Origin of the sequence: Agrobacterium sp. BT-220-3, assembly GCF_025910175.1 — a bacterium.
In the GTDB taxonomy this organism is placed as follows: Bacteria; Pseudomonadota; Alphaproteobacteria; order Rhizobiales; family Rhizobiaceae; genus Agrobacterium; species Agrobacterium oryzihabitans.
The window spans coordinates 101,331-124,821 of record NZ_JAPAIX010000004.1 but is presented as its reverse complement, the minus strand read 5'-3'; the positions used below and the strand labels follow the sequence as shown (position 1 = coordinate 124,821).

The window sequence follows — 23,491 nt, the reverse complement described above, 5'->3', positions numbered from 1 at the left end:
GCATCGCAACAGTTTGTTTTTTGCGCAGCAATTTTTCGCAAGATTCCAGCTTGATTTAGCAACATCTTTTAAAGCAACTTTCGGCATTTGACTTGTATTGAAAGCTTTGCCAGTCTCCGCCCGCATGTGAGGAGAAACAGATGACATTGCCTTCAATCGTGATTGCCAGCGCTGCCCGCACCGCTGTCGGCTCTTTCAATGGCCACTTCGCCAATACGCCCGCCCACGAGCTTGGGGCAACGGTCATCGAGGCCGTGCTGGAACGGGCCGGTGTTGCGGCGAGTGAAATCGATGAAGTCATCCTCGGTCAGGTACTCACCGCAGGCGAAGGGCAGAATCCGGCGCGACAGGCCGCCATGAAGGCCGGCATTCCGCAGGAAGCAACTGCTTTCGGCGTCAATCAGCTCTGCGGCTCCGGCCTGCGCGCCGTCGCACTCGGCATGCAGCAGATCGTGACGGGCGACGCGGCCATCGTTATTGCAGGCGGACAGGAATCCATGTCCATGGCGCCCCACTGCGCCCATTTGCGCGGCGGTGTGAAGATGGGCGATTTCAAGATGATCGATACCATGCTGAAAGACGGCCTGACCGACGCCTTTTACGGTTACCACATGGGGATAACTGCCGAGAACATCGCCCGCCAGTGGCAGCTTTCCCGTGATGAACAGGACCAGTTCGCCGTTGCATCGCAAAACAAGGCCGAAGCCGCACAGAACTCCGGCCGTTTCGCCGACGAGATCGTGGCCTTCACGGTTAAAGGCCGCAAGGCCGATATCGTCATCGATGCGGATGAACATATCCGCGCTGGCGCCTCTCTCGAAACAATGGCAAAACTGCGCCCGGCCTTCGACAAGGAAGGCACGGTAACGGCAGGCAACGCCTCCGGCCTCAACGATGGCGCAGCCGCCACGCTCCTGATGTCGGAGCAGGAAGCGGCAAGGCGCGGCATCAAGCCGCTGGCGCGTATCGCGTCCTGGGCGACGGCCGGCGTCGATCCGCAAATCATGGGAACCGGTCCCATCCCCGCCTCTCGCAAGGCTCTGGCCAAGGCCGGCTGGTCGATTGGCGATATTGGCCTGGTCGAAGCCAACGAGGCCTTCGCCGCCCAATCCTGTGCGGTGGTGCGCGAACTCGGCCTCGATCCCGCTATCGTCAACGTCAACGGCGGCGCAATTGCCATCGGCCATCCGATCGGCGCTTCCGGCGCGCGCGTCCTCAACACGTTGATCTACGAAATGCGCCGTCGCAACGTGTCCAAGGGTCTTGCAACGCTCTGCATCGGCGGCGGCATGGGTGTCGCCATGTGCATCGAAGCGCTGTGAAAGCCGCAACGCCGCTTTCCAGAAAGCAATTCCGGTTCAGCGAACAATAGGGTAGAAGCAGCCTCCCATTGGCCGCATTTCTATGGCCGTTGAGCACGACACGAATTTCAGCAGGATGAAGCATCCTCGCACATATGCAGGCGCTTCAATGACAGGTCATGGAGGCCTATATGAGCCGGGTTGCGTTGATTTCCGGCGGGACGAGCGGCATCGGCGCCGCTATCGCCCGCGCCTTGAAAGCTGCCGGCTACCGGGTGGCCGTCAACTACGCCTTCACGACAGACAGGGCGGAAGCATTCCAGAGGGAAACCGGGATTCCCGCATTTCAGTGGGATGTGCGCGACTACGAGGCCTGCGTGAACGGCATAGCGAAGGTGGAAGAAACCCTCGGTCCCGTTGAGGTCCTCGTCAACAATGCCGGCATCACCCGCGATGCCATGTTTCACAAGATGTCGCCGCAGCAATGGCGCGAGGTGATCGATACCAATCTCACCGGCGTCTTCAACATGACACATCCCGTCTGGTCGGGCATGCGCGACCGCGGCTTCGGACGCATCGTCAATATATCCTCGATCAATGGCCAGAAGGGCCAGGCCGGCCAGGCGAACTATTCCGCCTCCAAGGCCGGCGATATCGGCTTTACCAAGGCGCTTGCCCAGGAAGGTGCCAGCCGCAACATCACCGTCAACGCGATCTGCCCCGGCTATATCGGCACGGAGATGGTGAGAGCGATACCGGAGAAAGTGCTGGCCGAACGGATTGTGCCGCAGATTCCCGTTGGGCGACTGGGCGAACCGGAGGAAATCGCACGCTGCGTCCTCTTCCTGGTGTCCGACGAGGCCGGCTTCATCACCGGCTCCACGATGACCGCAAATGGCGGGCAATATTTCGCCTGATAAGGATTACCACGGCCTCAGGACCGACCGAATGCAGTAAACTTTTCGTGATAATAGCGTTCGCGTTTTTGCGAAGCACAAAAACTTGAATGTAAAATACCTCAATGATGAAAATGCTAAACCAATGAAAACACGATAGTTTTTGTATAGTTTAGAATGAGTCTAGAAAACTGGAGGCCATCAGGCGGGATGTTTTTCTTGACAGTAGGTGTCCTGTTTTGGTTTAAGAACGAAAACAACGTGTTGCGTCATACAGGCAGTTCATCATGCTGGTTTGCAGCTGCAATTACATTACCGATCACGATATCCGGGACGTCATCAACGAGCTCCTGGATGAAGACTGTTGGCAGTTGATCGTTCCTGCAAAAGTGTATCATGCCATGGAAAAGCGCGGCCGCTGCTGCGGCTGTTTTCCCACCGTTGTCGACCTGATCATAAAAACCACGGAAGAATATCACGCCCGTCGCCACTCGACTGAGGCCGATGTTTTTGATTTTATGTCCCGCTTGAAGCGATTCCATGAAGAGAACAGGAGAGCGGACATTGAAAGGCGACAAAAAAGTCATCGAGCGGCTTAACGAGGCCCTATTCCTCGAACTCGGTGCAGTAAACCAATATTGGCTTCACTACCGGCTTCTGAACGATTGGGGTTACACCAAGCTCGCGAAGAAAGAGCGTGCGGAATCCATCGAAGAGATGCAGCACGCCGACAAGATCATCGATCGTATCATTTTCCTCGAAGGCCATCCCAACCTTCAGACCCTGGCTCCGCTGCGCATCGGCCAGAACGTCAAGGAAGTGCTGGAAGCGGATCTCGCCGGCGAATACGACGCCCGCACCTCCTACAAGAAATCGCGTGATATCTGTCACGAGGCCGGAGACTATGTCTCCATGAAGCTGTTCGAAACCCTGCTGATTGACGAGGAAGGCCATATCGACTTCCTCGAAACCCAGCTCGAACTGCTCGGCAAGATCGGCCAGGAAAAATACGGCCAACTCAACGCCGATTCCGCCAACGAAGCGGAATAAGCTCTCACAATGGACTAAGGAAAAGGCGGCCAATGGCCGCCTTTTTTATTTGCCGGAGAGATGCTGGAACTCCGCAACCACCTTCTCATAGACCCCACGCTTGAACGGCACGATCAGCTCGGGAAGGCTTTCCATCGGTTTCCAGCCCCAGGCGTCAAATTCAGCCGCATGCCCGGTCGGCGGCGGATCGATCTGGATTTCGCTTTCGTCGCCATCGAAACGAAACGCAAACCAGCGTTGCGCCTGCCCGCGATATTTGCCTCTGAGGCCGATGCCGATCAGCTCGGGCGGCAGATCATAGTGAATCCAGTCGCTGGCTTCCGCTAGCAAGGTCACCGATGTCATTCCCGTCTCTTCATAGAGTTCGCGAATGGCAGCTGTTAAAGGCCGCTCGCCGTCGTCGATACCGCCTTGCGGCATCTGCCACAATTGCGGTGACCCGTCATATTCGGAGTTACCTTCACTGATGCGCCGGCCGGCCCAGACGAGGCCTTCGGCGTTCAGAACCATCATCCCCGCGCAGGGACGGTAAGGCAAATCTTCTGCTTTGATTGTCATTGGAAACCCGCACTGTCTGGGCGCCGAAAAGGCGCGGAAAATTGCCGCGCAGAAGGTTTACTGCCCCGCCTGCTGCGAAACAAGCGCAGAAACGCCGACGATCTCGATACCGCGTCCACCGGCTTCCCGAGACCATTTCGAGATGGCGGCAATGCTTTCGTCGAATGCCGACGCCACACCGATTGCCTGACCGTTGCGGCGCGCGATCCGCTCCAGCTCATCCAGCTTGCGCAGGATGGAGGCCTCGGTCACTTCGCCGTCAAGCAGCACATCGGCAAAACCCTGCGGCGCGGAGATGGCCTTGGCGATCCCGCCGCTCAGCGACTGCGCCGATGAGGCGTCATCCAGAAAAAGCAGCCCGCGCTTGCCGATGTCGCGCATCACCGGCTCCAGCGCCGCCTGTTCGGAAAGGAAGCGCCCGCCGAGATAATTCATGACGCCGGTATAATTGGTGATTTTTGCCATGGAGCGGTGCAGCCGGTCCATGTTGACCTTGGCAGGATCGCCTGCCAGCAGCGTATCCGGGCCGGGATTGGTGCCGGGATAACCGAAGGGTTCCAGCGGTATCTGAAGAAGGATTTCATGACCCTCACGGCGCGCCTCCTGCATCCAGCGCTGCAGGCTGTTGCCGCTGGCGGCGAAACCGAGCGTCACCTCCGGTGGCAATTCCCGGATCGCCTTTTGCGATCCCGTCTGGCTGAGGCCGAGACCACCGACCACGATCGCCACCCGGGTGCCACGTGCGCCGGACCACGGCCGGGCATACTGCTCCATCGGCCGCAACCCATCGGCACCGACGACCGGCAGCCGGCCAAAGGCGGTCTCTTCCAGCAACGCATCATTGGGCCGCGTGGCCATGCGCGGATCCTGACCATAGGTCTGGCCGCTCATCAACACCGGTCCGTGGCTGTCCCGGGGGCGGGGAGAATAGACCGACACGACATTGCCGTCCGGCATCGTCGCCCGATTGATATTGGCGCCGGAACGTCCGCTTTCCGGCTGGAGACCAGCGGTATCGCGGGGTCCGGCATCGGTCGCCGCCGGTTCCGGCTTATTGTCGGGGAGCTTGGGTTGGGTGTCCGGACCAGCCGCCGTCTTCTGCAGATTGCCCGGAGACAAGGCCGTATAGACGGAAAGCCCACCGAGTGTAAGGACAGCAAGCACAGACAGAACCATAATGACGGAAAAGCGCCGGTTGATACCGGCGCTTTTTTTCTGACGACCCAGAAGCGGTTTTCGCAGGTCCGAAGGCAATGAAATCCGTCCAAACGGTTAGACAATCGAGAAAATGCGCCGGCTGGCCGGCGCATCCATCTTACTGCTTGTTGACCACAGCCTTGTCCGGGTTCGGCGGGAAAGACGGATCCGTCTTGCTGCCGCGCAACAGGTCCAGCGCGTAGTTGAGCTGGATGTCGTCCTTGGCTTCCGGCGGAACATAAGCGGAGGAACCAGAACCTTCGTCCGTTTCACTTTGTCCCTTGATGTGGCCGGTCAGGCTGGATTCACCCTCGGTGGTCACCCGGCCCTGCAATTCCGGCGGCAACGGCTGTTCAACCTTGATGTCAGGCGTAATGCCCGTACCCTGGATCGACTTGCCCGACGGCGTGTAATAAAGCGCCGTGGTCAGGCGCAGCGCACCGGCCTCGCCGAGCGGAATGATCGTCTGGACAGAACCCTTGCCGAAGGAGCGGGTGCCGACCACGGTCGCGCGTCGCAGATCCTGCAGCGCACCGGCGACGATTTCAGAGGCCGAAGCAGAACCACCGTTGACAAGCACGATTACCGGCTTGCCGTCGGTCAGATCGCCTGCCGTCGCATTGAAGCGACGGGTCTCGTCCGGGTTGCGGCCACGGGTCGAAACGACTTCGCCACGCTCAAGGAAAGCGTCCGAGACATTGATCGCCTGATCGAGCAGACCACCCGGGTTGAGACGCAGGTCGAGCACATAGCCCTTCAGCTTGTCGGCCGGCACATCCGCCTTGATCTTCTTGATCGCCTTTTCGAGATCGTCATAGGTCTTCTCGGTGAAGGAGATGACGCGCAGATAACCGACATTGTCGCCCTCGACGCGAGACTTCACCGCACGAACGGCAATGACATCACGCATGACGGTGAATTCGAGCGGCTTGTCGGCGCCCTGACGGATGATCGTCAGCTTGATCGGCGTCTTGACCGCGCCGCGCATCTTTTCGACCGCCTGCTCCAGCTTCAGGCCGCGAACCGGCGTACCGTCAATTTCGGAAATGAAGTCGCCGGAGAGAATGCCCGCGCGGGAAGCCGGCGTGTCGTCGATCGGCGTGATGACCTTGACCAGCTCGTTTTCCATGGTCACTTCAATGCCGAGACCACCGAACTCACCCTTGGTCTGGGTGCGCATGTCATTGGCATCCTTGGCATTCATGAAGCTCGAATGCGGGTCAAGCGAGCTCAGCATGCCGTTGATGGCATTTTCCACCAGCTTCTCGTCATCCGGCGGCGTCACATATTGTGCACGCACACGCTCGAACACGTCGCCGAATATCGACAGCTCCTTATAGGTCGAAGGCCCGGCCGCCTGTGCCGGCATGCTCGCCGAATAAATCACGCTCATCGCCGTGGCGCCCATAAGCCCACCGATAAGGAGAAGCGAAACCTTACGAATCATTGTGCGCCCTTCCGGTATTTTTTGCGGTCCACCACGGTTGGGAATCAACCGGCACACCATCTTTCCTGAACTCAATGTAGAGCGTTGGCCTGTCGGTTTCCAGCGCCAATGCTGCTGCACTCGCTACTCTTTTTGCACCCATGGAGGCGATGGGCTCTCCGGAGAACACAAACATTCCCTGCCGCGTCCTTACATTGTCCATGCCCGTCATCACCACATGATATCCATCACCCGTATTGAGGATGATCATTCGGCCGTAACTGCGAAAATCTCCGGCAAACACCACAAAGCCGTCTGCAGGCGCCGTCACGATGGCTTCCGGTCCGCTCGCGACGACAATTCCCTTGGAAAAGTGGCCCGTACCATCAGCATCGCCAAAGCGCCGAAGCACCTCGCCCGCAACCGGAACCTCCAGCTTTCCCTTCAAACTTGCGAAGGGATATGCGGGGGCAATACGGTTTTTATCGGGCATTCCCGCCTCGGCCGCGGCACGCTCTTTTTCGCGTTCCGCCTCGGAAAGACGGGCAATACGCTGCTCTTCCGCACGCGCCTTTTCCATCGCTTCCCGTACCGAAGTAATCTCGCCTTCGAGCGAACTCACCAGCCCTTCAAGGCTGGTGGCCTTGCTTGCAAGTTCCTCGGATCGCTTGCGTTCCGCCTCCAGCGCCGCCGCCGTCTGGGAATTTCTACGGTCGTTTTCGGCCAGCAGCAGGTCGAGGCGTTTTTCCTCTTCCAGACTTGCCGTCATCATACCCGTAAGATCGTCCTTTTCGCGAGCGATTGCCTGCCTGAGATCGGTCAATTCTTTGAGAGCGGAAATCAGCTTGTCAGTTTCACCGCGAATACCTGGAACAACGGCGCCGAGAAGAATGGCGCTGCGCACCGAAGCAAGCGCATCCTCCGGCGAGACCAGAAGGGCAGGCGGCGGATTTCGTCCCATGCGCTGCAGCGCGGCCAGAACCTCGGCAAGCACGCCGCGTCTCTCCCGCAAGGAAGCCTTGACGCCGTCCTCGCGAACCGAAAGCTTCGCCAGACGATCCTCGCCATCGCTGATCTTGGTTTCCAGCGCCTTGCGCCGGGCAGCCGATGCGATCAGCTCCTCCCGGATGCGGGCGCTATCCTGATTAAGCGAAGCGATGCTTTCCTGAAGAGTGCGGGTCTTGTCTTCGGAAAGGCCGATGCTGTCGACCAGCTCCTCCAGATCCTGCCGGTTCTGATCACGACGCTTTTCCAGCGTCTGAAGCGCCTCAGGTGATGAATCGCCATTCTCCACTGGAACGGCACCGGCATCGTCGCGCGAAAAAGCGAAATCGACCGGAAAAGTCCCGATCGACAAGACAGCGAAAACCGCGCCCGCAAGGGCAGCGTGCCGTTTTCGTTGAAACCTCTTGTCCATTTGAACTTTCTTTGATGCCGAAGCAGGAGCGCCGATACTAGGGATTTTGCCGCAATCTTCCAAGAGGCCCAAAAGAGGCTGGCGACGGAGCCGCCACGCCTTTCCGTCTCGCGAAGTTTCATGTTGAAATTGAGACAATTTTCCGTGTCCGGATCCTGCTCAAACGCGATGGTATGGATGACCGGAAAGAATAGTGACGGCGCGGTAAAGCTGCTCGGCGATCAAAATGCGAACGATCTGATGCGGCCATGTGAGCTTGCCGAGATTGAGAACGGCCGCCGCCCTGTCGTAAAGGGCCGGATCAAGACCATCGGCGCCGCCGATCGCGATCACGAGGTCACGCTTGCCGCTATCGCGCAAATCACCAAAAAATGTCGCAAAACCCGGGCTATCCAGCGCTTTGCCGCGCTCGTCCAGAAGCACGAGAACCGCCCCGTCGACCAGATGTTTTTCGAGCATCGCCGCTTCTTCGCGCTTGCGTGTCTCGGCATTCGACGCCCGGCTTTCCGCAACCTCGATCACCCGCGAAAACTCCAGCCCGATCGCCGGGCCGGTCTTGGCGAGACGCTCGATATAACGGGTCGCAAGATCCTTCTCCGGGCCGGATTTAAGCCGCCCCACCGCAAAAATCGAAATCCGCATCGCAAACCTGCATTCGTCGTGACCCAACAGGGTCACGCTCTTAACAGCATAGACTGCGGATTCCTATGCAGCCGGTTGGCTTTCCGGCCAGACGCACCGGCCCGACATCAAACGAGATAGTCGGGAAGCTCGATGCGCAACAAGGCTCACCGTGTCAATGCAGCGTTTCTTCCGGCATATCCGGCGTCGCCCACATTTTTTCAATGTTGTAGAAGGCGCGGATTTCCGGACGGAACACATGAACGATGATATCGCCGGTATCGATCAGCACCCAGTCTCCGGTCTCGAGACCTTCGACGCGGGCGTTTCCGAACCCTTCACCCTTCATATCTTTAAGAAGATGCTCGCAAATCGCCGAGACATGCCTGTTCGATCGCCCGGAGACCACAACCATGTAGTCCGCAAGCGCCGATTTTCCGGCAATGTTGAGAGATACGATATCTTCGGCCTTGGAGTCCTCGAGGCTCGCGAGGACGGTTTCGAGGGCGTGGTCGGCGGCATCGGCGCCACTGTCCTGGCCCTTCGGGATAGCAACAAATGCTCTTCCCTTGGCGTGTACTGTTGTCAGAGGTTTTCCCTTTCCAAGAATGACAAAACAGGTACTGGCGACGCGATTCTCTGCGTCGCTCAATAAAGGTGGCACCAAAGCATTAACTTTTCAAGATATGGAGGCTTCGGCTTCTGGCGCATACATCATTTGTGATCATGCGTGTCATTTGTGACCATTGCGCAATGCCGTGGAGCTGAGCGTTGAGCGCGGGCCATGGATGAAAACCCAGGCAGGGGCGCGCTTCTTCCACAGGACGCCCGCATCGTCCTCATCTATCCGCGCCTGACTGAAGGCCTGCGCCATGGTGGAGGAGAGGTAGGAAAGCGTGGAGCCCGGCCGATCTATCACCGCAATCGGAAAGGTCTCGGCAATCTCCCGCCATTTCTGCCAGCGATGGAAGCTTTTCAGATTATCGGCGCCCATGATCCAGATAAACCGGACATGCGGATTTCTCGCCTTCACCTTGGCGAGCGTATTGGCCGTGTAGCTGATGCCCAGCGATTTTTCAAAGGCCGTCACCTTGATGCGCGGATCGCTGACCAGCCTTTCGCAGGCGGCGATGCGATCCTCCAGAGACGCCAGTTCCGAGCGGCTTTTCAGCGGATTGCCAGGTGTGACCATCCACCAGAGCTGATCAAGACCCAGCCTGCGCAGCGCAATTTCGGCAACAAGGGCATGGCCGGCATGTGGCGGATTGAAGGAGCCGCCGAATAGCCCGACAACCATGCCGCGCTCCGCATGCGGCATGGTGAGATAACGTCTGTCGAGGCGTTTCTCAGTCGACAAATATCAGGTCCGTGTCTGGCCGGTGCCATGCACCCGGTATTTGAACGAGGTGAGCTGCTCGACCCCGACCGGGCCCCGCGCATGCATCTTGCCGGTCGCAATGCCGATTTCCGCACCCATGCCGAATTCACCGCCATCGGCAAATTGCGTCGAGGCGTTATGCAGCAGAATGGCCGAATCGAGTTCGTTGAAGAAACGTTCGACCACATCGGGATCCTCAGCGATTACGGCCTCGGTGTGATTGGACGAATAGGTGCTGATATGATCGATGGCGCCGGAAATGCCGTCCACGACAGCAACCGAAATGATTGCATCGAGATATTCGGTGCGCCAGTCTTCTTCCGTCGCAGCTTTCAGGCCCTCAACCACATCGCGAACGGCCTGAGAGCCGCGCACTTCACATCCGGCCTCGATCAGGCCCTTGATGAGTTGCCCCAGATGCGTGGAAACGGCAGCCCCATCCACCAGCAGGGTTTCGGCCGCCCCGCAAATGCCGGTACGGCGCATCTTGGCATTCACGACGATGCGTTTCGCCATGTCGAGATCGGCTGAGCCGTCGACATAGATATGGCAAATACCTTCCAGATGCGCAAAGACCGGAACCCGCGCTTCAGACTGCACGCGCGCAACGAGGCTTTTGCCGCCGCGCGGCACAATCACGTCAACCGTGCCATTCAAGCCGCCAAGAAGTGCGCCCACGGCAGCGCGGTCGGTGACCGGCACCAGTTGAATGGCATGCTCGGGAAGACCGGCAATCTTTAGGCCCTCCACGAGGCAGGCATGAATAGCACGCGATGAATGTTGCGAATCCGAGCCACCGCGCAGGATCACGGCATTGCCCGCTTTAAGGCAGAGCGCACCGGCATCCGCCGTCACATTCGGGCGGCTTTCGTAGATCACGCCGATGACGCCAAGCGGCGTGCGCACCCGCTCGATCTTCAGCCCGTTCGGACGATCCCAGGCGGCAATGACTTCGCCGACCGGATCGGGCAGCGCCGCAACCGAGCGGATGCCTTCGGCAATGCCGGCGATCCGCGCATCGTTGAGGGTGAGCCTGTCGATGAAGGAAGCAGCAAGGCCGGCATTATCCGCCGCTGCCAGATCTTTGCCATTGGCCGCAAGGATCGTTTCTCTGGAGGCCTCTATCGCGGAGGCCATGGCGAGAAGCGCGCGGTTCTTCTGCTCAGTCCCTGCAATGGACAACGGTCGCGAAGCAGCTTTTGCCTGAGCGCCGATGGTCATCATCAGCGCATCGATATCATGGCTCTGCTTCACGGCCTGTTCAGGCATGGACCTCATCCTTCTTCGCATTTTTGACTTTGACGGCTGCACCGGTCATCACAAGATCGTCGCGATGGATCATCGCCGCACGCCCGACATAACCGAGGATCGCCTCGATCTCATTGGACTTGTGACCGATGATGAGGCGCGCCTCTTCCGCATCGTAGCCCGCAAGACCGCGCGCGACCTCGCGGCCCTCCACGCCGATGATGGCGATGGCATCACCGCGGCCGAAATTGCCCTTGACCACCCGCACGCCCGCGGGAAGCAGGCTTTTACCGGCATAGAGGGCTTTTTCCGCGCCGGCATCCACGTGGATTTCACCGGCCGGCTGCAACTGCCCGGCAATCCAGGTCTTGCGCGCCGTCACCGGCGTGCCTGATGGCGCAAACCACGAGGAGCGGGCACCGTTTTCGATCGCCTTCAGCGGATTGAGCGTCTTGCCGGAAGCGATGATCATGCCGCAGCCGGCAGCGGTCGCGATCTTGCCCGCATCGATCTTGGTGCGCATGCCGCCACGCGAAAGCTCGGAAGCAGCACCGCCGGCCATGGCCTCGATCTCGGGGGTAATGTCCGCAATCGTCTCAAGGAATTTCGCATCCGGATCGAGATGCGGTGGGGCGGTGTAAAGCCCGTCAATATCCGACAGCAGCACCAGAAGATCGGCACCCGTCATGGTCGCGACACGCGCCGCCAGACGGTCATTGTCGCCATAACGGATTTCGGTGGTCGCCACCGTGTCGTTTTCATTGATGATCGGAATAGCGCCGATCTTCAGCAGCTGGTTGATGGTCGCGCGCGCATTGAGGTAACGGCGACGTTCCTCGGTGTCGGACAGCGTCAGCAGAATCTGGCCCGCGACGATCTCATGTCGCGACAGGCTTTCCGACCACGCCCTTGCCAAGGCGATCTGGCCGACTGCCGCCGCCGCCTGGCTTTCCTCCAGCTTCAATGCGCCGGAGGGCAGGCCGAGAACGGTGCGGCCAAGCGCAATGGCGCCCGAAGACACGACCTGAACATCGACGCCGTTTTTCTTCAGCGCCGCGATGTCCTTGCAAATGGCGTCGAGCCAATCCTTTTTCAGCCCGCTTTTCCGGTCCACCAGAAGTGCAGAACCGATCTTGATGACGATCCTGTGGTGGCTGCCCAGCGGTTTACGCGTCAGGCTCATAGGCGATCGTCCTCTTCCTCGGCCTCGCTCTCCTCAGGCATTGAACGGTCGGGAAGGGCGGTCTCGCCGCCATTGCTCGCCGAGACGATGATATCGCGAAGGGCGCGCAGTGCCTCCGTCATGCCGATATGGGCAGCGGCAGACAACAGGAGAGGAGGACGGCCGCAGGCCTTCTCCAGTTCCTTTGCCTTCTTTTTCAGTTCTTTTTCGTCGAGCACGTCGATCTGCGACAGCGCCACGATTTCCGGCTTGTCGGTCAGCCCGCCACCATAGGCGTCCAGTTCGGCCTTGACCGTCTTATAGGCCTTGCCGACTTTTTCTTCCTGCGCCGAGACGAGGTGCAGAAGTACGCGGGTACGTTCCACATGGCCAAGGAAACGGTCGCCGATGCCCACGCCCTCATGCGCGCCTTCGATGAGGCCCGGAATATCGGCCAGCACGAATTCACGGCCATCGATGGTCGCAACGCCGAGGTTCGGATGCAGGGTCGTGAAAGGATAATTGGCGATCTTCGGCCGCGCGCGCGTGACAGTCGCGAGGAATGTTGATTTGCCGGCATTCGGCAGACCGACGAGACCGGCATCGGCAATCAGCTTCAGGCGAAGCCAGACCGTCTTTTCCTCGCCCGCAAGACCCGGATTGGCATGGGTGGGCGCCTGATTGGTCGAAGACTTGAAATAGGCGTTGCCGAAACCGCCATTGCCGCCAGCGGCAAGACGAAAGCGCTGGCCTTCCTTGGTGAGGTCGACGATCAGCGTCTCGTTGTCTTCCTCGAATATCTGGGTACCGACGGGCACCTTCAGCACCACATCCGAACCCTTTGCGCCGGTGCGGGTCTTGCCCATGCCGTGCTGTCCGATCGAGGCTTTGAAATGCTGCTGGAAGCGGAAGTCGATCAGGGTATTGAGACCGTTGACCACCTCGATCCAGACATCGCCGCCGCGGCCGCCATCGCCACCATCCGGGCCGCCGAACTCGATGAATTTTTCGCGCCGGAAGGAAACGGCGCCCGCGCCGCCATCACCGGACTTGATATAGACTTTTGCTTCATCGAGAAATTTCATCGGACTGCCGTTCTATCGGTTTGCGGGCACACCGGCTAATCGCGTTGTGCCAAACAAAAATATCGTCGTTTCGAATACAAGCGCTTCTTCACGAGGTCAAAGACTATCGTGCGGGAAGCCCCTGCGTGAGACAAGGTCGGTTTGGGATAAACCGGCCCTGTTCAAAGCATCGGGCCGAAAACTGTAATGGTTTTCGGCCCGATGTTCCTCAGGTGTCAGCGATGCGGCGGAATGAAATCCTCAGCCGTGATCACCGTATCGATATGCGCCACCATGGCAGCGCGCGCCGTGGCATAGATCTGGTGGCAGCCGGTCACCCGGAAGCCCAGTTTCTCCTGCACGCGCAGGGATGCAGGGTTATCCGCGAACACGCCGGAATGGAGAACCACCCCAGGCATGCGGCGGAAGAACCGCTCGACCACGGCAGCCACCGCCTCGGTCATGTAACCCTTGCCCCAGTAGAAGCGGTTCAGCCAGTAGCCGAGATGCCACTCGCCGTGCCGCAGCTCGATCGAGACAACCCCGATCAGGGTATCGTCACCGCTGGTGATGGCGAAGTCCCAGTCGGGCAGGGTGCCGGAAGTGCGCAGGACCAGCCATTCCAGCGCATCCTGCCTGTGGTAGGGCGCGGGAACGCGGGCCAGCATCCTGGTCACGGCAAAATCGCCAAGCGATTCCGCAATGCTGCCAGCATCGGTAAGCCGCTGCGGGCGCAGCACCAGACGCGACGTCTTGATGACAGGGCAGGGACCGGGCGGCGCAACCGTCGCAGCTGCCCGGTGACGGGTAAGCTCGAGCGTGCTCATCCCATATCCCCCCAGCTCTTCAGCGAAACCCAGGTCTTGCGGTCCAGCCGGTACCATTCAACCGGTACCATGCCGCCCAGCGCCAGCGAACCGACCATGCCGGAGCCCTGGAACTGGAAACCGCACTTCTGGATGACCCGGCGCGACGGGATATTGGTGACCCGGCAGCGCGCATCGATCTGGTCGATTTCACGCGTCCGGAAGGCCATGTCGATCAGCGCATGCGTCGCTTCCGTCATGTAACCGCGGTTCCAGTAGGGTTCCCCCAGCCAGTAACCGATCTCCAGCGTCTTTTCGTCTTCCTGGGGTTCAAGCGCGCAGCACCCCAGAAACTCGCCATTGTCCATGCGCGTAATCGCATAGACGCACTTGCCGATCTCGCCAGCATTGGTGCGTCGCACGAAGTCCGCGGCGTCTTTGGCCGTGTACGGGTGCGGCATACGCGACACCATGGTCGCGATATTGGCATTGTTGGCAAGATGGGCAAGGGCGTCGATGTCTTCTTCGTGAGGCTTGCGTAAAACCAGCCTCTGCGACAGTAAAACGGGGCAATCGCTCCTCGACCGATCGGGCCTCGGCCGTTCCTCGGGTGACCGTGATTGGTCGACCCTCAACAATTCAGCTTGCATGGTTCAGTCCCTCCTTGGGGTAAAAGAAACAGGGGAGATGGTAGTGCCCCATCTCCCCTGTTTTCTTGACTGAACTTTGCATTATTCAGCCGGGTCGATGGGACACCGGCTGCATATGACGCTTACCGGCTTATTCTGCGGCTTCCGCTTTCGGGGCCACGGATACGAATACGCGGCCGTTGGCCTTCGTGCGGAAGTTCACGTTACCTGCGGTCAGTGCGAAAATCGTGTGGTCCTTGCCGATGCCAACATTGGCGCCCGGATGCCACTGCGTGCCGCGCTGACGCAGAATAATGTTGCCTGGAATGACGGCTTCGCCGCCGAACTTCTTCACGCCAAGGCGCTTGGATTCGGAATCGCGACCGTTACGCGAGGAACCGCCAGCTTTTTTGTGTGCCATTGGAGTTCTCCTTTAAACCTTGTTTCCCGTGTCGCGCCGATTAGGCAGCAACGATGTCCGTGATGCGGACGACAGTGTGATGCTGACGATGGCCGCGCGAACGCTTGGAGTTCTGACGACGACGCTTTTTGAAGGCGATGACCTTCTTGCCGCGGTTGTGCTCGACAACTTCAGCCTTGACGATGGCACCCTTGACAAAGGGAGCACCGAACTGTGCGTCAGCGCCTTCGCCGATCACGAGAACTTCGGTGAATTCTACAGTTGCGCCTGCCTCTGCTTCCAGCTTTTCGATGGTCAGCACGGCGTCGGCCGCTACGCGGTACTGCTTACCGCCGGTCTTGATGACTGCGAACATTTTTTATCCTTTCATGTTCGTTCCGGCTCTGCCCGCAAATGCAAGCTGGCCGTCTTTTTATCAGTCGGAATAGCGGAAATCCGTCGGGACCAAATGTCCCTTTGAAAGTCTGCCGGTGAAACCGCCTTTTTGAAGGACGGAATAAACGGAAGGCGCATTACGCCATCAATTTGGGTGCCGATTACGCGAGGTGCCCGTTTATGTCAAGATGACGAACGTTTGAAAAGCAACTGTAACGCCAAGAATTTCATGCTTTTTCAGTGGGCGTAGCAGTCAGGCCTCGAAATTTGCGCAGCAAGTGTTTATATGGGCCTTCCAACAAGGAGCAGAAATGGCCCGCATAGACCAGACCGACGATTGGCGGGACCGCCATGCGCCGACACTTTCCGCCTTCGAGTCGCTTGCGATCGAGGCATATGGCCACCTGCCAGAAGAATTCCGCGCCTTAACGAAGGATCTCATCATCGAGATCGCCGATTTCCCGACCGATGACGTGTTCGAAGACATGGCGCTCGAAACACCCTTCGATCTTCTCGGACTGTTCGAAGGGCGCGGCATCTCCGAACGTTTCACCATGGAAACGGGCGAGATGGTGAACCGCATCACGCTTTATCGTCGTCCCATTCTCGACTATTGGGCCGAGAACGAGGAAACCCTGGGCGACATCATCACCCATGTCCTCATCCACGAGATCGGCCACCATTTCGGCCTCTCGGATGATGATATGGAGCGGATCGAGGAAAGCGCCGACGAGGCCGCGGCGGAGCGCTGAGCCCGCCGGCGGCTACGCCTCTTATTGCTCGCCGAGCTTCATATCCGGGTGGTATTCCTTGCCCTCGACCACCTTGGTCACGGCCTGGCCGCAATGCATGACGCCGCTCGCCGCGTTGAAGGCGTAGCTCGGCGAACCGGCAAGTTCCCATCCCTTGTTCAACGCCTCGGTGACCCGGTGACAGAATTTGGAGTCGTCCGGACCGGTTATGAAACGATAGACCTTCACGTCTTTTTTGCCTTTCTCTGTGCGATGATATCGGCCATGGCGACCAGCCTTTCGGCCTGACTTACATGCAGCCGCTCGATCATTCGCCCGTTCATGTTGATGACGTTCAATTCCACAGATTCGGGCTTTGCGAAAGCGGCAATAATCTCTTTGGCCTCCGCGACAGACGCCTCGTCCGGAGCGAAATGCCGGTTGGCGAGCTCGATCTGGGCTGGGTGGATCAGCATCTTGCCGTCGAACCCCATCGCACGACCCTGCTCGCATTCGCTGGCAAAAGCCGCGAGATCGCGGAAATCGTTGGACACGCTGTCGATGACATCAAGGCCGTAGGCGCGGGCGGCAAGCACCACCTGCATCATCCATGGCACGAGGTAAGTTCGCCCCGGCAGTGCCGGAACCCGCGTTTCCTTGCGCAGATCGTTCAGGCCGATGACAAAAGCGGCAAGCCGCGCATCCGGCGTGTGGGCAGCGTCGGCGATGGAAGCGGCGTTCAAGACACCGAGTGGCGTCTCTATCATCGCCCAGATTTTCAAGCCCTGGGGCGCATCGGCCTCCGCCAGAAGGTCGGCCACATCATGAATATCGGCCGGCTGCTCCACCTTCGGCAATAAAACCGCATCCGGCCGGCAGGAAAGCACGAGTTTCAAATCCGCCATGCCATCCGGCGTTGAGAGCGGATTGATACGGATAATGGTCTCGCGTCCCGCGAAAGGCGCATCCGAAAATAGCCTGCCCAGATTTTCCCGCGCCTCGCCCTTCATGTCGGGCGCGACGGAATCCTCCAGATCGAGGATTACCCCGTCGCAATCGAGATCGCGGATTTTTTCGAGCGCCCTGACATTGATGGCGGGAACCGACAGCAGCGAACGGCGCGGTCTCACAGGAATATTTCCGAAAAAATTAGTCATGCCGCACTTGTGTCAAGCTTTTGTGACATCTGCAACCTGACAATCCACTGAATCCTCTTGCAAGCCGGAAGAAGAAGGCCCACATTCGTCTGGAAAGAAAGGTTGAATCATGCAAGGCATCCGTTCATTTTTCATCGCCGCCTCCGGCATCGCAATTCTGGCCATGGCCGCCCTCTTCACGGCGTCGCTTACGGTCGCTTTCATCGGCGTGCTCGCCGTTCTGAGCGCCGCCCGTCTGCTTTCAGCGCGTCTGAAGCCGGCCCCCATTCCGGTTAAGCCCCGCAACCAGCGCGACATGCGCGTCTGGAACGATGGCAAGGGCACGATTATCGATCTCTGAGATCGTTTAATCCGGTCAAAATGCGAGGACGCCGCAGAAGGCGTACCGAAGAACGCGGGTTTGCGCTTCTAAAGCGATCCGTTTTGCAGTATTTCCCGGCAGAACACATCCGGCGAGCTTCGGCCCGCGCCGGATTTTGTTGAAGGGAAAACGGGAAGCGACAGATGGAAAAGTTCACGAAGCTGACGGGCGTCGCCGCGCCCATGCCGGTTGTCAATATCGACACCGATATGATCATTCCGAAAGACTATCTGAAGACCATCAAGCGCACCGGTCTCGGTAAGGGCCTCTTCGCCGAGTCGCGTTATCTCGAGGATGGCTCGCCCAATCCCGATTTCGTGCTGAACAAGCCCGCTTACCAGAACGCCCAGATCCTTGTCGCCGGCGACAATTTCGGTTGCGGCTCCTCGCGCGAACATGCGCCATGGGCGCTTCTCGATTTCGGCATCCGCTGCGTGATCTCCACCAGCTTCGCCGACATCTTTTACAATAACTGTTTCAAGAACGGCATCCTGCCGATCGTCGTCAGCCCCGAGAACCTCGAAAAGCTGCTGGACGATGCGTCGCGCGGATCGAATGCCGTTCTCTCCGTCGATCTGGAAAGTCAGGAAATCAGCGGCCCCGATGGCGGCACGATCACCTTCGAGATCGATGAATTCAAGCGCCATTGCATGCTGAACGGCCTTGATGACATTGGCCTGACGCTCGAACATTCCGGTGCCATCGACACTTTCGAGAAGGCAAACGCCTCGATCCGCCCCTGGGCCTGATCACATTTCCATCCCTTTAAAAGCCGATCCCGTACAAAACCGTACCGGATCGGCTTTTGCTTTGCTTGAAAAGCCCTTGAGGCGGAGATAAGAAGCCCTCGATCCCGTCCGGCTGACGATACAACTTGGCTTGCCGCAGGACGGAAACGAGTTTGACGCCGCGCTCGCCGCAATCGAAAACCCTTCATGGTGGTTTCCGGCGCGCCGCCCAAGGAGGGTTCTCATGACAGTCCGCACGCTTTTCCTTCTGCCCGGTGACGGCATCGGCCCCGAGGCCATGACTGAGGTCCGCAAGCTGATCGATTATATGAACAGCGCGAAAGGTGCCGGCTTCACGGTCGAGGAAGGTCTGGTCGGCGGCTCGGCTTACGACGCCCATGGCGTGGCGATTTCCGATGCGGACATGGAAAAGGCGCTTGCCGCCGATGCGATCCTGTTCGGCGCCGTCGGCGGTCCGAAATGGGATGGCGTTCCCTATGAGCATCGCCCGGAAGCCGGCCTGCTTCGCCTGCGCAAGGATCTCGAGCTTTTCGCCAATCTGCGTCCCGCCATCTGCTATCCGGCGCTTGCCGCCGCTTCCTCGCTGAAGCCGGAACTGGTCGAAGGTCTCGATATCCTGATCGTCCGCGAACTGACGGGTGGCGTCTATTTCGGCGAGCCGAAGCAGATCATCGATCTCGGCAACGGCCAGAAGCGCGGCATCGACACGCAGATCTACGACACTTTCGAGATCGAGCGCATCGCCAGCGTCGCTTTCGAACTGGCCCGCACCCGCGACAACCGCGTCTGCTCGATGGAAAAGCGCAACGTCATGAAGTCAGGCGTTTTGTGGAACCAGGTAGTCACAGAAACCCACGCCGCCAAGTTCAAAGACGTTCAGCTGGAACATATGCTGGCCGATGCCGGCGGCATGCAGCTGGTGCGCAAGCCCAAGCAGTTCGACGTGATCGTGACCGACAACCTCTTCGGCGACATGCTCTCCGACGTCGCCGCCATGCTGACCGGCTCGCTCGGCATGCTGCCGTCGGCCTCCCTCGGCGCACCGGACGCCAAGACCGGCAAGCGCAAGGCCATGTATGAGCCGGTCCACGGTTCGGCACCGGATATTGCCGGCAAGGGCATCGCCAACCCCATCGCCATGATCGCGTCCTTCGCCATGTGCCTGCGCTATTCGTTCAACATGGTGGATGAGGCAACGAAGCTCGAGGCGGCAATCGCAAACGTGCTGGACAAGGGCATCCGCACCGCCGACATCATGGCCGAGGGTAGCCGCCAGGTCGGCACCTCGGAAATGGGTGACGCGGTTCTCTCCGAATTCAAGGCGCTTTCGGCGTAACGTTTACAGGAACCGGCTGGGCAGGGGCCACGGCTCCCTGCCCGTCCTCCTTCGGCAAAAGATGCTCATATCTTTTGTCAGTCAAAGTCTTCAAGAATGCGACGACGGCATCTACACGCTTGTCGTCCAGTGCGGGCGCGGACGTCAGCTCCGTCATGGCGATGTTCTCAGGCACTTCCGGCGCATCCCATGTCTTGCCGGTTTCCGGATTGATCTGCCGGCTGGGCTTCTTGCTTTTGTATTTCACGTAAAACAGCACCACCGTGCGCAGGTCCTTGAAGACGCCATTGTGCATGTATGGACCGGTGACGGCGACGTTGCGCAGCGTCGGCACCTTGAACTTGCCACGCTCAGCCGGATCGCCGGCCACAACAGGATTTTGCGCGAGCCCAAGATCGACAGCATCCGGCTTCGAGCCGTTGGCCGCTCTCACCGCCGTGTTGGCCGGAACGCCAATGTTGAAATATTTGTGGTTGGTGAAGAGGCCGTCTTCCAGCCCCTTGGCGCCGCGGATTTCATGGCAGGTATTGCAATTGGTAAATTGCGTGGAAGAAATCAGAACTCGCCCCAGCTCCTCCTGATCGGTCAGCTTTTCCTCGCCGCGCAGGAAACGGTCATATTTGGAATCGAAGGTGGAGAATTCATCCGAACGCTCGAAGCTAGCCAGCGCCTTGGTCATCGCGGCATAGGCGCTTTCGTCACTCTTGAAAACATCGCCGCCAAACTGCGTGCCGAAAGCCGCGACATAATCGGGGTTCTCCTTCAGCCGTTTCACGATCGACGATTTGTCCGGCATCCCCATTTCAATAGGGTTGAGCGGTGGACCACCCGCCTGATCTTCCAGCATCGAGGCGCGACCGTCCCAGAATTGCCCGCCTACATACTCGCCTGCCGCGTTCTTGCCGAAAGGCGGTGTGAACCTGGCATAGGTGGCAGTCGGCGCGTTGCGATCACCCAGCGAAATCCCGTCATCGCCGAGCGACACGTCCCGCCCGACCTTGTCGCTCTCGCGCGCATCGGAAAAACCCACCGCCTGCATATGGCAGGTGGAACAGGCCATGCTGCGATTCATGGAAAGATTGGGGTCGTCGAAAAGAGCTGCACCGAGCTTTTCCAAAGTCGCATAGTCTTCGCCGCCATGGGCGCGCGTGCCGTTGAATCCGGTACCGATAGGAGCCAGCAGAATGGCCGCAGCAAAGACGGCAGAGATAAAAAATCCGGGTTTCATCATCGGTATGCACGCTCGATGTAAAATGCGCGAGTACAATATCGGACCGAAAAATATGAAGCGGTTTCAGGTCCGGCCGCGCTTCACCAAGCGTGGAGACCCGAAGGCAATTCCCCTGGTCCACGTCCTGTGCAGCGATCTATAGCACTTTCCCCCGCTCCAAGCCTACAAACTTTCGCTGCTTGGTCCACTTTGCCGCACCGTGATCCGGGAAGGCAAATGTCCGGGACGATCAACCGCCTCTGGCGATGGCATGGAAGAAAGTGCCTGAAACGAGACCCCGCCTGCCGCCAGAGGGGCCGAGCGGACGACCCTGCCCGTCAGCAATCTGGGCGAAAGGCTCATCGTGGCCCGGATCGATAACACGCGCATAATGAAACTCATGGCCGCGCAGGATCTCGCCCGCTCCGCCGAGCGGTCCATCTGCCACGATCGTCGCCTGCCGATAACCGAGATTCATCTTGCGCTTCGCGAAACTGGTGGCATGGGATAAGAGCCCGGTCATGGCATGGGTTACACCCTCGGCATCTTCCAGCGCCGCGCCAAGCACCATATAGCCGCCGCACTCACCGTGGACCGGTTTTGTCGCGGCGAAACGGGTAATGCCCGCTTTGAACCCGACCGCATCGGCAAGCTTTCCAGCGTAAAGCTCTGGATAGCCACCGGGCAGCCAGCAAATGTCGCAGGTCTCATCAGGCGCCTCGTCTGCGAGCGGTGAGAAGGGCACGATCTCGGCTCCGGCCGTATGCCAATGGCTCTTCAGATGCGGATAAAGGAAGGTGAAAGCCGCATCGTCCGCAAGCGCGATACGCTGGCCGGGCGGCGCAATCGCCGCCTCCGCCAAGCCTAGGGGCACATCCACCGGCGCGGCGAGCGAAAGCAGGGCATCGAGATCGATGGACCTTTCCATCGCATCCGCCAGCCGTTCTATATGCGCGTCAATTTCCGGATGTTCGCTGGCCTGCACCAGCCCCAGATGCCGCTCCGGCAGGATGAGCGACGGATCGCGCAATACACAGCCTGCGACAGGCAGTCCGATTTTTTCGATGGCCTCCGTACACAGCGTCCGGTGTCTTTCGCTGCCGGCCCGGTTCAGCACCACCGCAGCCATTGTGACATCTGGATCGTAATGGGCAAAACCATGGGCGACAGCCGCCGCCGTCTGCGACTGGCCGGACACATCCAGCACCAGCAGCACGGGAATGCCGAACAGCCGGGCCAGATCCGCCGCCGACCCGGTACGGTTTTCCGCCACGGGAATGCCGTCGAACAGGCCCATGGCGCTTTCGATCAGAACGAGGTCCGCGCCGTCAGTCTGCTGCAAGAACAGGTGCCGCAGCAGTTCCGGCCGCATGGCCCAGCTGTCCAGATTGAGCCCAGGGGTGCCGGTGGCAAAGGCATGGAAGCCGGGGTCGATATAGTCAGGCCCGGTCTTGATGCCGCGCACCTTGACGCCGCGTCTTGCAAAGGCCCTGAGCAGGCCAATGGTCACGCTGGTCTTGCCGGAACCGGAGCGCGGCGCACCGATAATGAGCGCCCGCGCCGTCATGATCCGGCTCCACCAAGGCGGTTTCTCATCGAAACAATCTCGCCAATGACGATCAGGGCCGGCGCCTCGAATTTTTCCCGCTTTGCATCGTCAGCTATGCTTTCCAGCGTTCCGATGAAAATGCGCTCCTGCGCCGTCGTTGCCGACATGATGACGGCGACCGGCGTTGTGCCCGAACGGCCACCCTGCATCAGAAGATCGGCGATAGAACCTATATTCTTGAGCCCCATATAAACGACAATGGGTTCCCGTGTTTTCGCCAGCGCCAGCCAATCCAGATCCTCCTCAGTGCCGGCGGCATGGCCCGTGGCGAGCGTGACGGCGCGGCTGATGCCGCGCATGGTGGCGGGAATGCGGGCAGACGCAAGGGCTGCGAGCGACGAGGTCATGCCCGGCAGGATACGGAACGGAATGCCGGCACCGACAAGCGCCTCCGCCTCTTCGCCGCCACGCCCGAAAATAAAGGGATCGCCACCCTTAAGCCGCAACACCTTCTTACCCTGCCGGGCGAGATCGATCAGCGAGGCGGTAATGTCGTCCTGCGTTGCCGAAGGCTTGCCGCCACGCTTGCCGGCAAAGACGATTTCAGCCTGGGGACCGAGGGCAACGACATCGTCGCTGACCAGCGCATCGCGAACGATCACATCGGCCTGCGAAAGCGCAAGCGCCACTTCGAGTGTCAGATAACGCACATCCCCCGGTCCCGCCCCTGCGAGCCAGACGTGACCGGGCTCAAAGACCGGACCTTTTGCGGCGATGCTGTTTAAAACTTGGCGTATCGACATTCTTCTCGGCTGCTTTTTTAACGATGACGGAAAAAGCCGTCCCGGC

Annotated in this window: 27 protein-coding genes; 8 read left to right on the top strand and 19 right to left on the bottom strand. The window is 59.4% G+C overall.

The window, feature by feature from the left end; translation table 11 throughout:
• Positions 1-140 precede the first annotated feature (140 nt).
• From OK142_RS13865 to bfr, 4 genes are all read left to right on the top strand, one after another.
• The gene (locus OK142_RS13865; RefSeq protein ID WP_080836261.1) at positions 141-1,322 is read left to right on the top strand and encodes an acetyl-CoA C-acetyltransferase; all 1,182 of its coding nucleotides are present in this window, start codon (positions 141-143) and stop codon (positions 1,320-1,322) included.
• A 170-nt stretch (positions 1,323-1,492) separates the two neighbouring features.
• Positions 1,493-2,218, top strand: coding sequence for an acetoacetyl-CoA reductase (gene phbB, locus OK142_RS13860; protein WP_498683373.1), 726 nt, complete (start codon positions 1,493-1,495; stop codon positions 2,216-2,218).
• A 266-nt stretch (positions 2,219-2,484) separates the two neighbouring features.
• Positions 2,485-2,796, top strand: coding sequence for a (2Fe-2S)-binding protein (locus OK142_RS13855; protein WP_080600126.1), 312 nt, complete (start codon positions 2,485-2,487; stop codon positions 2,794-2,796).
• Entirely contained in the window at positions 2,762-3,247 is a 486-nt protein-coding gene (gene bfr, locus OK142_RS13850; protein ID WP_035241272.1) for a bacterioferritin, read from the top strand. The genes OK142_RS13855 and bfr overlap by 35 nt, the downstream gene beginning before the upstream one ends.
• A gap of 45 nt (positions 3,248-3,292) precedes the next feature.
• On the opposite strand, the gene OK142_RS13845 is transcribed toward bfr, so the two are convergent.
• The 14 genes from OK142_RS13845 to rplU all read right to left on the bottom strand — a co-directional run bounded on the left by OK142_RS13845 (position 3,293) and on the right by rplU (position 15,529).
• The gene (locus tag OK142_RS13845; RefSeq protein WP_498683371.1) at positions 3,293-3,805 is read right to left on the bottom strand and encodes an RNA pyrophosphohydrolase; all 513 of its coding nucleotides are present in this window, start codon (positions 3,803-3,805) and stop codon (positions 3,293-3,295) included.
• A 57-nt stretch (positions 3,806-3,862) separates the two neighbouring features.
• Positions 3,863-5,059, bottom strand: coding sequence for a divergent polysaccharide deacetylase family protein (locus OK142_RS13840; protein ID WP_498683370.1), 1,197 nt, complete (start codon positions 5,057-5,059; stop codon positions 3,863-3,865).
• 61 nt (positions 5,060-5,120) lie between these two features.
• A complete protein-coding gene (locus OK142_RS13835) occupies positions 5,121-6,449 on the bottom strand; it encodes a S41 family peptidase (RefSeq protein ID WP_035241275.1) in 1,329 nt (442 codons plus the stop codon).
• Positions 6,439-7,845, bottom strand: coding sequence for a murein hydrolase activator EnvC family protein (locus OK142_RS13830; protein WP_498683369.1), 1,407 nt, complete (start codon positions 7,843-7,845; stop codon positions 6,439-6,441). Before OK142_RS13830 ends, OK142_RS13835 begins: the two co-directional genes overlap by 11 nt.
• 159 nt (positions 7,846-8,004) lie before the next feature.
• Positions 8,005-8,487, bottom strand: coding sequence for a 23S rRNA (pseudouridine(1915)-N(3))-methyltransferase RlmH (gene rlmH, locus OK142_RS13825; protein ID WP_035221851.1), 483 nt, complete (start codon positions 8,485-8,487; stop codon positions 8,005-8,007).
• A gap of 154 nt (positions 8,488-8,641) precedes the next feature.
• A complete protein-coding gene (rsfS, locus tag OK142_RS13820) occupies positions 8,642-9,118 on the bottom strand; it encodes a ribosome silencing factor (RefSeq protein ID WP_003492666.1) in 477 nt (158 codons plus the stop codon).
• An 81-nt stretch (positions 9,119-9,199) separates the two neighbouring features.
• The gene (locus OK142_RS13815) at positions 9,200-9,823 is read right to left on the bottom strand and encodes a nicotinate-nucleotide adenylyltransferase (protein WP_003492670.1); all 624 of its coding nucleotides are present in this window, start codon (positions 9,821-9,823) and stop codon (positions 9,200-9,202) included.
• 3 nt (positions 9,824-9,826) lie between these two features.
• On the bottom strand, positions 9,827-11,113 hold the full coding sequence (locus tag OK142_RS13810; RefSeq protein WP_498683368.1) for a glutamate-5-semialdehyde dehydrogenase: 1,287 nt from the start codon (positions 11,111-11,113) through the stop codon (positions 9,827-9,829).
• Positions 11,106-12,275, bottom strand: coding sequence for a glutamate 5-kinase (proB, locus tag OK142_RS13805; RefSeq protein WP_498683367.1), 1,170 nt, complete (start codon positions 12,273-12,275; stop codon positions 11,106-11,108). Before proB ends, OK142_RS13810 begins: the two co-directional genes overlap by 8 nt.
• On the bottom strand, positions 12,272-13,339 hold the full coding sequence (gene obgE / locus OK142_RS13800; RefSeq protein WP_082183220.1) for a GTPase ObgE: 1,068 nt from the start codon (positions 13,337-13,339) through the stop codon (positions 12,272-12,274). The genes proB and obgE overlap by 4 nt, the downstream gene beginning before the upstream one ends.
• 215 nt (positions 13,340-13,554) lie before the next feature.
• Entirely contained in the window at positions 13,555-14,145 is a 591-nt protein-coding gene (locus tag OK142_RS13795; RefSeq protein WP_498683365.1) for a GNAT family N-acetyltransferase, read from the bottom strand.
• Positions 14,142-14,774, bottom strand: coding sequence for a GNAT family N-acetyltransferase (locus OK142_RS13790; protein ID WP_003516453.1), 633 nt, complete (start codon positions 14,772-14,774; stop codon positions 14,142-14,144). Before OK142_RS13790 ends, OK142_RS13795 begins: the two co-directional genes overlap by 4 nt.
• A gap of 130 nt (positions 14,775-14,904) precedes the next feature.
• Positions 14,905-15,174, bottom strand: a complete 270-nt coding sequence (rpmA, locus tag OK142_RS13785; protein ID WP_003492686.1) for a 50S ribosomal protein L27 — start codon at positions 15,172-15,174, stop codon at positions 14,905-14,907.
• 40 nt (positions 15,175-15,214) lie between these two features.
• The gene (rplU, locus tag OK142_RS13780) at positions 15,215-15,529 is read right to left on the bottom strand and encodes a 50S ribosomal protein L21 (protein WP_003516451.1); all 315 of its coding nucleotides are present in this window, start codon (positions 15,527-15,529) and stop codon (positions 15,215-15,217) included.
• Positions 15,530-15,860: 331 nt separating this feature from the next.
• On the opposite strand from rplU, the gene OK142_RS13775 reads away from it, so the two are divergent.
• Positions 15,861-16,301 (top strand): metallopeptidase family protein, encoded by a 441-nt coding sequence (locus OK142_RS13775; protein ID WP_003492693.1) that lies wholly within the window; start codon positions 15,861-15,863, stop codon positions 16,299-16,301.
• Between the two features lie 21 nt (positions 16,302-16,322).
• Here the strand turns inward: OK142_RS13775 and OK142_RS13770 are convergent, their stop codons facing one another.
• Both OK142_RS13770 and OK142_RS13765 read right to left on the bottom strand, forming a co-directional pair.
• A complete protein-coding gene (locus OK142_RS13770) occupies positions 16,323-16,529 on the bottom strand; it encodes a DUF1737 domain-containing protein (RefSeq protein WP_003492695.1) in 207 nt (68 codons plus the stop codon).
• Complete coding sequence (locus OK142_RS13765; protein WP_498683363.1) at positions 16,526-17,437, bottom strand: HpcH/HpaI aldolase/citrate lyase family protein; 912 nt, start codon at positions 17,435-17,437, stop codon at positions 16,526-16,528. Before OK142_RS13765 ends, OK142_RS13770 begins: the two co-directional genes overlap by 4 nt.
• Before the next feature lie 109 nt (positions 17,438-17,546).
• Between OK142_RS13765 and OK142_RS13760 the strand changes: the two genes are divergently transcribed.
• The 3 genes from OK142_RS13760 to leuB all read left to right on the top strand — a co-directional run bounded on the left by OK142_RS13760 (position 17,547) and on the right by leuB (position 19,883).
• Entirely contained in the window at positions 17,547-17,777 is a 231-nt protein-coding gene (locus OK142_RS13760) for a hypothetical protein (protein WP_020010747.1), read from the top strand.
• A gap of 164 nt (positions 17,778-17,941) precedes the next feature.
• Positions 17,942-18,547, top strand: coding sequence for a 3-isopropylmalate dehydratase small subunit (gene leuD / locus OK142_RS13755; protein WP_003492701.1), 606 nt, complete (start codon positions 17,942-17,944; stop codon positions 18,545-18,547).
• Between the two features lie 223 nt (positions 18,548-18,770).
• The gene (gene leuB, locus OK142_RS13750) at positions 18,771-19,883 is read left to right on the top strand and encodes a 3-isopropylmalate dehydrogenase (protein ID WP_498683362.1); all 1,113 of its coding nucleotides are present in this window, start codon (positions 18,771-18,773) and stop codon (positions 19,881-19,883) included.
• Here the strand turns inward: leuB and OK142_RS13745 are convergent.
• The 3 genes from OK142_RS13745 to cobA all read right to left on the bottom strand — a co-directional run bounded on the left by OK142_RS13745 (position 19,864) and on the right by cobA (position 23,445).
• A complete protein-coding gene (locus OK142_RS13745; protein WP_498683360.1) occupies positions 19,864-21,114 on the bottom strand; it encodes a cytochrome-c peroxidase in 1,251 nt (416 codons plus the stop codon). The two genes, leuB and OK142_RS13745, sit on opposite strands and share 20 nt — an antisense overlap.
• Before the next feature lie 229 nt (positions 21,115-21,343).
• Positions 21,344-22,660: a cobyrinic acid a,c-diamide synthase CobB gene (locus OK142_RS13740; protein ID WP_498683358.1), complete on the bottom strand. Its 1,317-nt coding sequence runs from the start codon at positions 22,658-22,660 to the stop codon at positions 21,344-21,346.
• The gene (cobA, locus tag OK142_RS13735) at positions 22,657-23,445 is read right to left on the bottom strand and encodes a uroporphyrinogen-III C-methyltransferase (protein ID WP_313609212.1); all 789 of its coding nucleotides are present in this window, start codon (positions 23,443-23,445) and stop codon (positions 22,657-22,659) included. The genes OK142_RS13740 and cobA overlap by 4 nt, the downstream gene beginning before the upstream one ends.
• Positions 23,446-23,491: the final 46 nt, after the last annotated feature.

Bases quoted from the DNA above. Each gene is read 5' to 3' on its own strand.
- OK142_RS13865 (WP_080836261.1), top strand. From the start codon at position 141: ATGACATTGCCTTCAATCGTGATTGCCAGCGCTGCCCGCACCGCTGTC.
- phbB (WP_498683373.1), top strand. From the start codon at position 1,493: ATGAGCCGGGTTGCGTTGATTTCCGGCGGGACGAGCGGCATCGGCGCC.
- OK142_RS13855 (WP_080600126.1), top strand. From the start codon at position 2,485: ATGCTGGTTTGCAGCTGCAATTACATTACCGATCACGATATCCGGGAC.
- OK142_RS13845 (WP_498683371.1), bottom strand. From the start codon at position 3,805: ATGACAATCAAAGCAGAAGATTTGCCTTACCGTCCCTGCGCGGGGATG.
- OK142_RS13835 (WP_035241275.1), bottom strand. From the start codon at position 6,449: ATGATTCGTAAGGTTTCGCTTCTCCTTATCGGTGGGCTTATGGGCGCC.
- OK142_RS13830 (WP_498683369.1), bottom strand. From the start codon at position 7,845: ATGGACAAGAGGTTTCAACGAAAACGGCACGCTGCCCTTGCGGGCGCG.
- rlmH (WP_035221851.1), bottom strand. From the start codon at position 8,487: ATGCGGATTTCGATTTTTGCGGTGGGGCGGCTTAAATCCGGCCCGGAG.
- OK142_RS13810 (WP_498683368.1), bottom strand. From the start codon at position 11,113: ATGCCTGAACAGGCCGTGAAGCAGAGCCATGATATCGATGCGCTGATG.
- proB (WP_498683367.1), bottom strand. From the start codon at position 12,275: ATGAGCCTGACGCGTAAACCGCTGGGCAGCCACCACAGGATCGTCATC.
- obgE (WP_082183220.1), bottom strand. From the start codon at position 13,339: ATGAAATTTCTCGATGAAGCAAAAGTCTATATCAAGTCCGGTGATGGC.
- OK142_RS13795 (WP_498683365.1), bottom strand. From the start codon at position 14,145: ATGAGCACGCTCGAGCTTACCCGTCACCGGGCAGCTGCGACGGTTGCG.
- OK142_RS13790 (WP_003516453.1), bottom strand. From the start codon at position 14,774: ATGCAAGCTGAATTGTTGAGGGTCGACCAATCACGGTCACCCGAGGAA.
- rpmA (WP_003492686.1), bottom strand. From the start codon at position 15,174: ATGGCACACAAAAAAGCTGGCGGTTCCTCGCGTAACGGTCGCGATTCC.
- rplU (WP_003516451.1), bottom strand. From the start codon at position 15,529: ATGTTCGCAGTCATCAAGACCGGCGGTAAGCAGTACCGCGTAGCGGCC.
- OK142_RS13775 (WP_003492693.1), top strand. From the start codon at position 15,861: ATGGCCCGCATAGACCAGACCGACGATTGGCGGGACCGCCATGCGCCG.
- OK142_RS13765 (WP_498683363.1), bottom strand. From the start codon at position 17,437: ATGACTAATTTTTTCGGAAATATTCCTGTGAGACCGCGCCGTTCGCTG.
- OK142_RS13760 (WP_020010747.1), top strand. From the start codon at position 17,547: ATGCAAGGCATCCGTTCATTTTTCATCGCCGCCTCCGGCATCGCAATT.
- leuD (WP_003492701.1), top strand. From the start codon at position 17,942: ATGGAAAAGTTCACGAAGCTGACGGGCGTCGCCGCGCCCATGCCGGTT.
- leuB (WP_498683362.1), top strand. From the start codon at position 18,771: ATGACAGTCCGCACGCTTTTCCTTCTGCCCGGTGACGGCATCGGCCCC.
- OK142_RS13745 (WP_498683360.1), bottom strand. From the start codon at position 21,114: ATGATGAAACCCGGATTTTTTATCTCTGCCGTCTTTGCTGCGGCCATT.
- OK142_RS13740 (WP_498683358.1), bottom strand. From the start codon at position 22,660: ATGACGGCGCGGGCGCTCATTATCGGTGCGCCGCGCTCCGGTTCCGGC.
- cobA (WP_313609212.1), bottom strand. From the start codon at position 23,445: ATGTCGATACGCCAAGTTTTAAACAGCATCGCCGCAAAAGGTCCGGTC.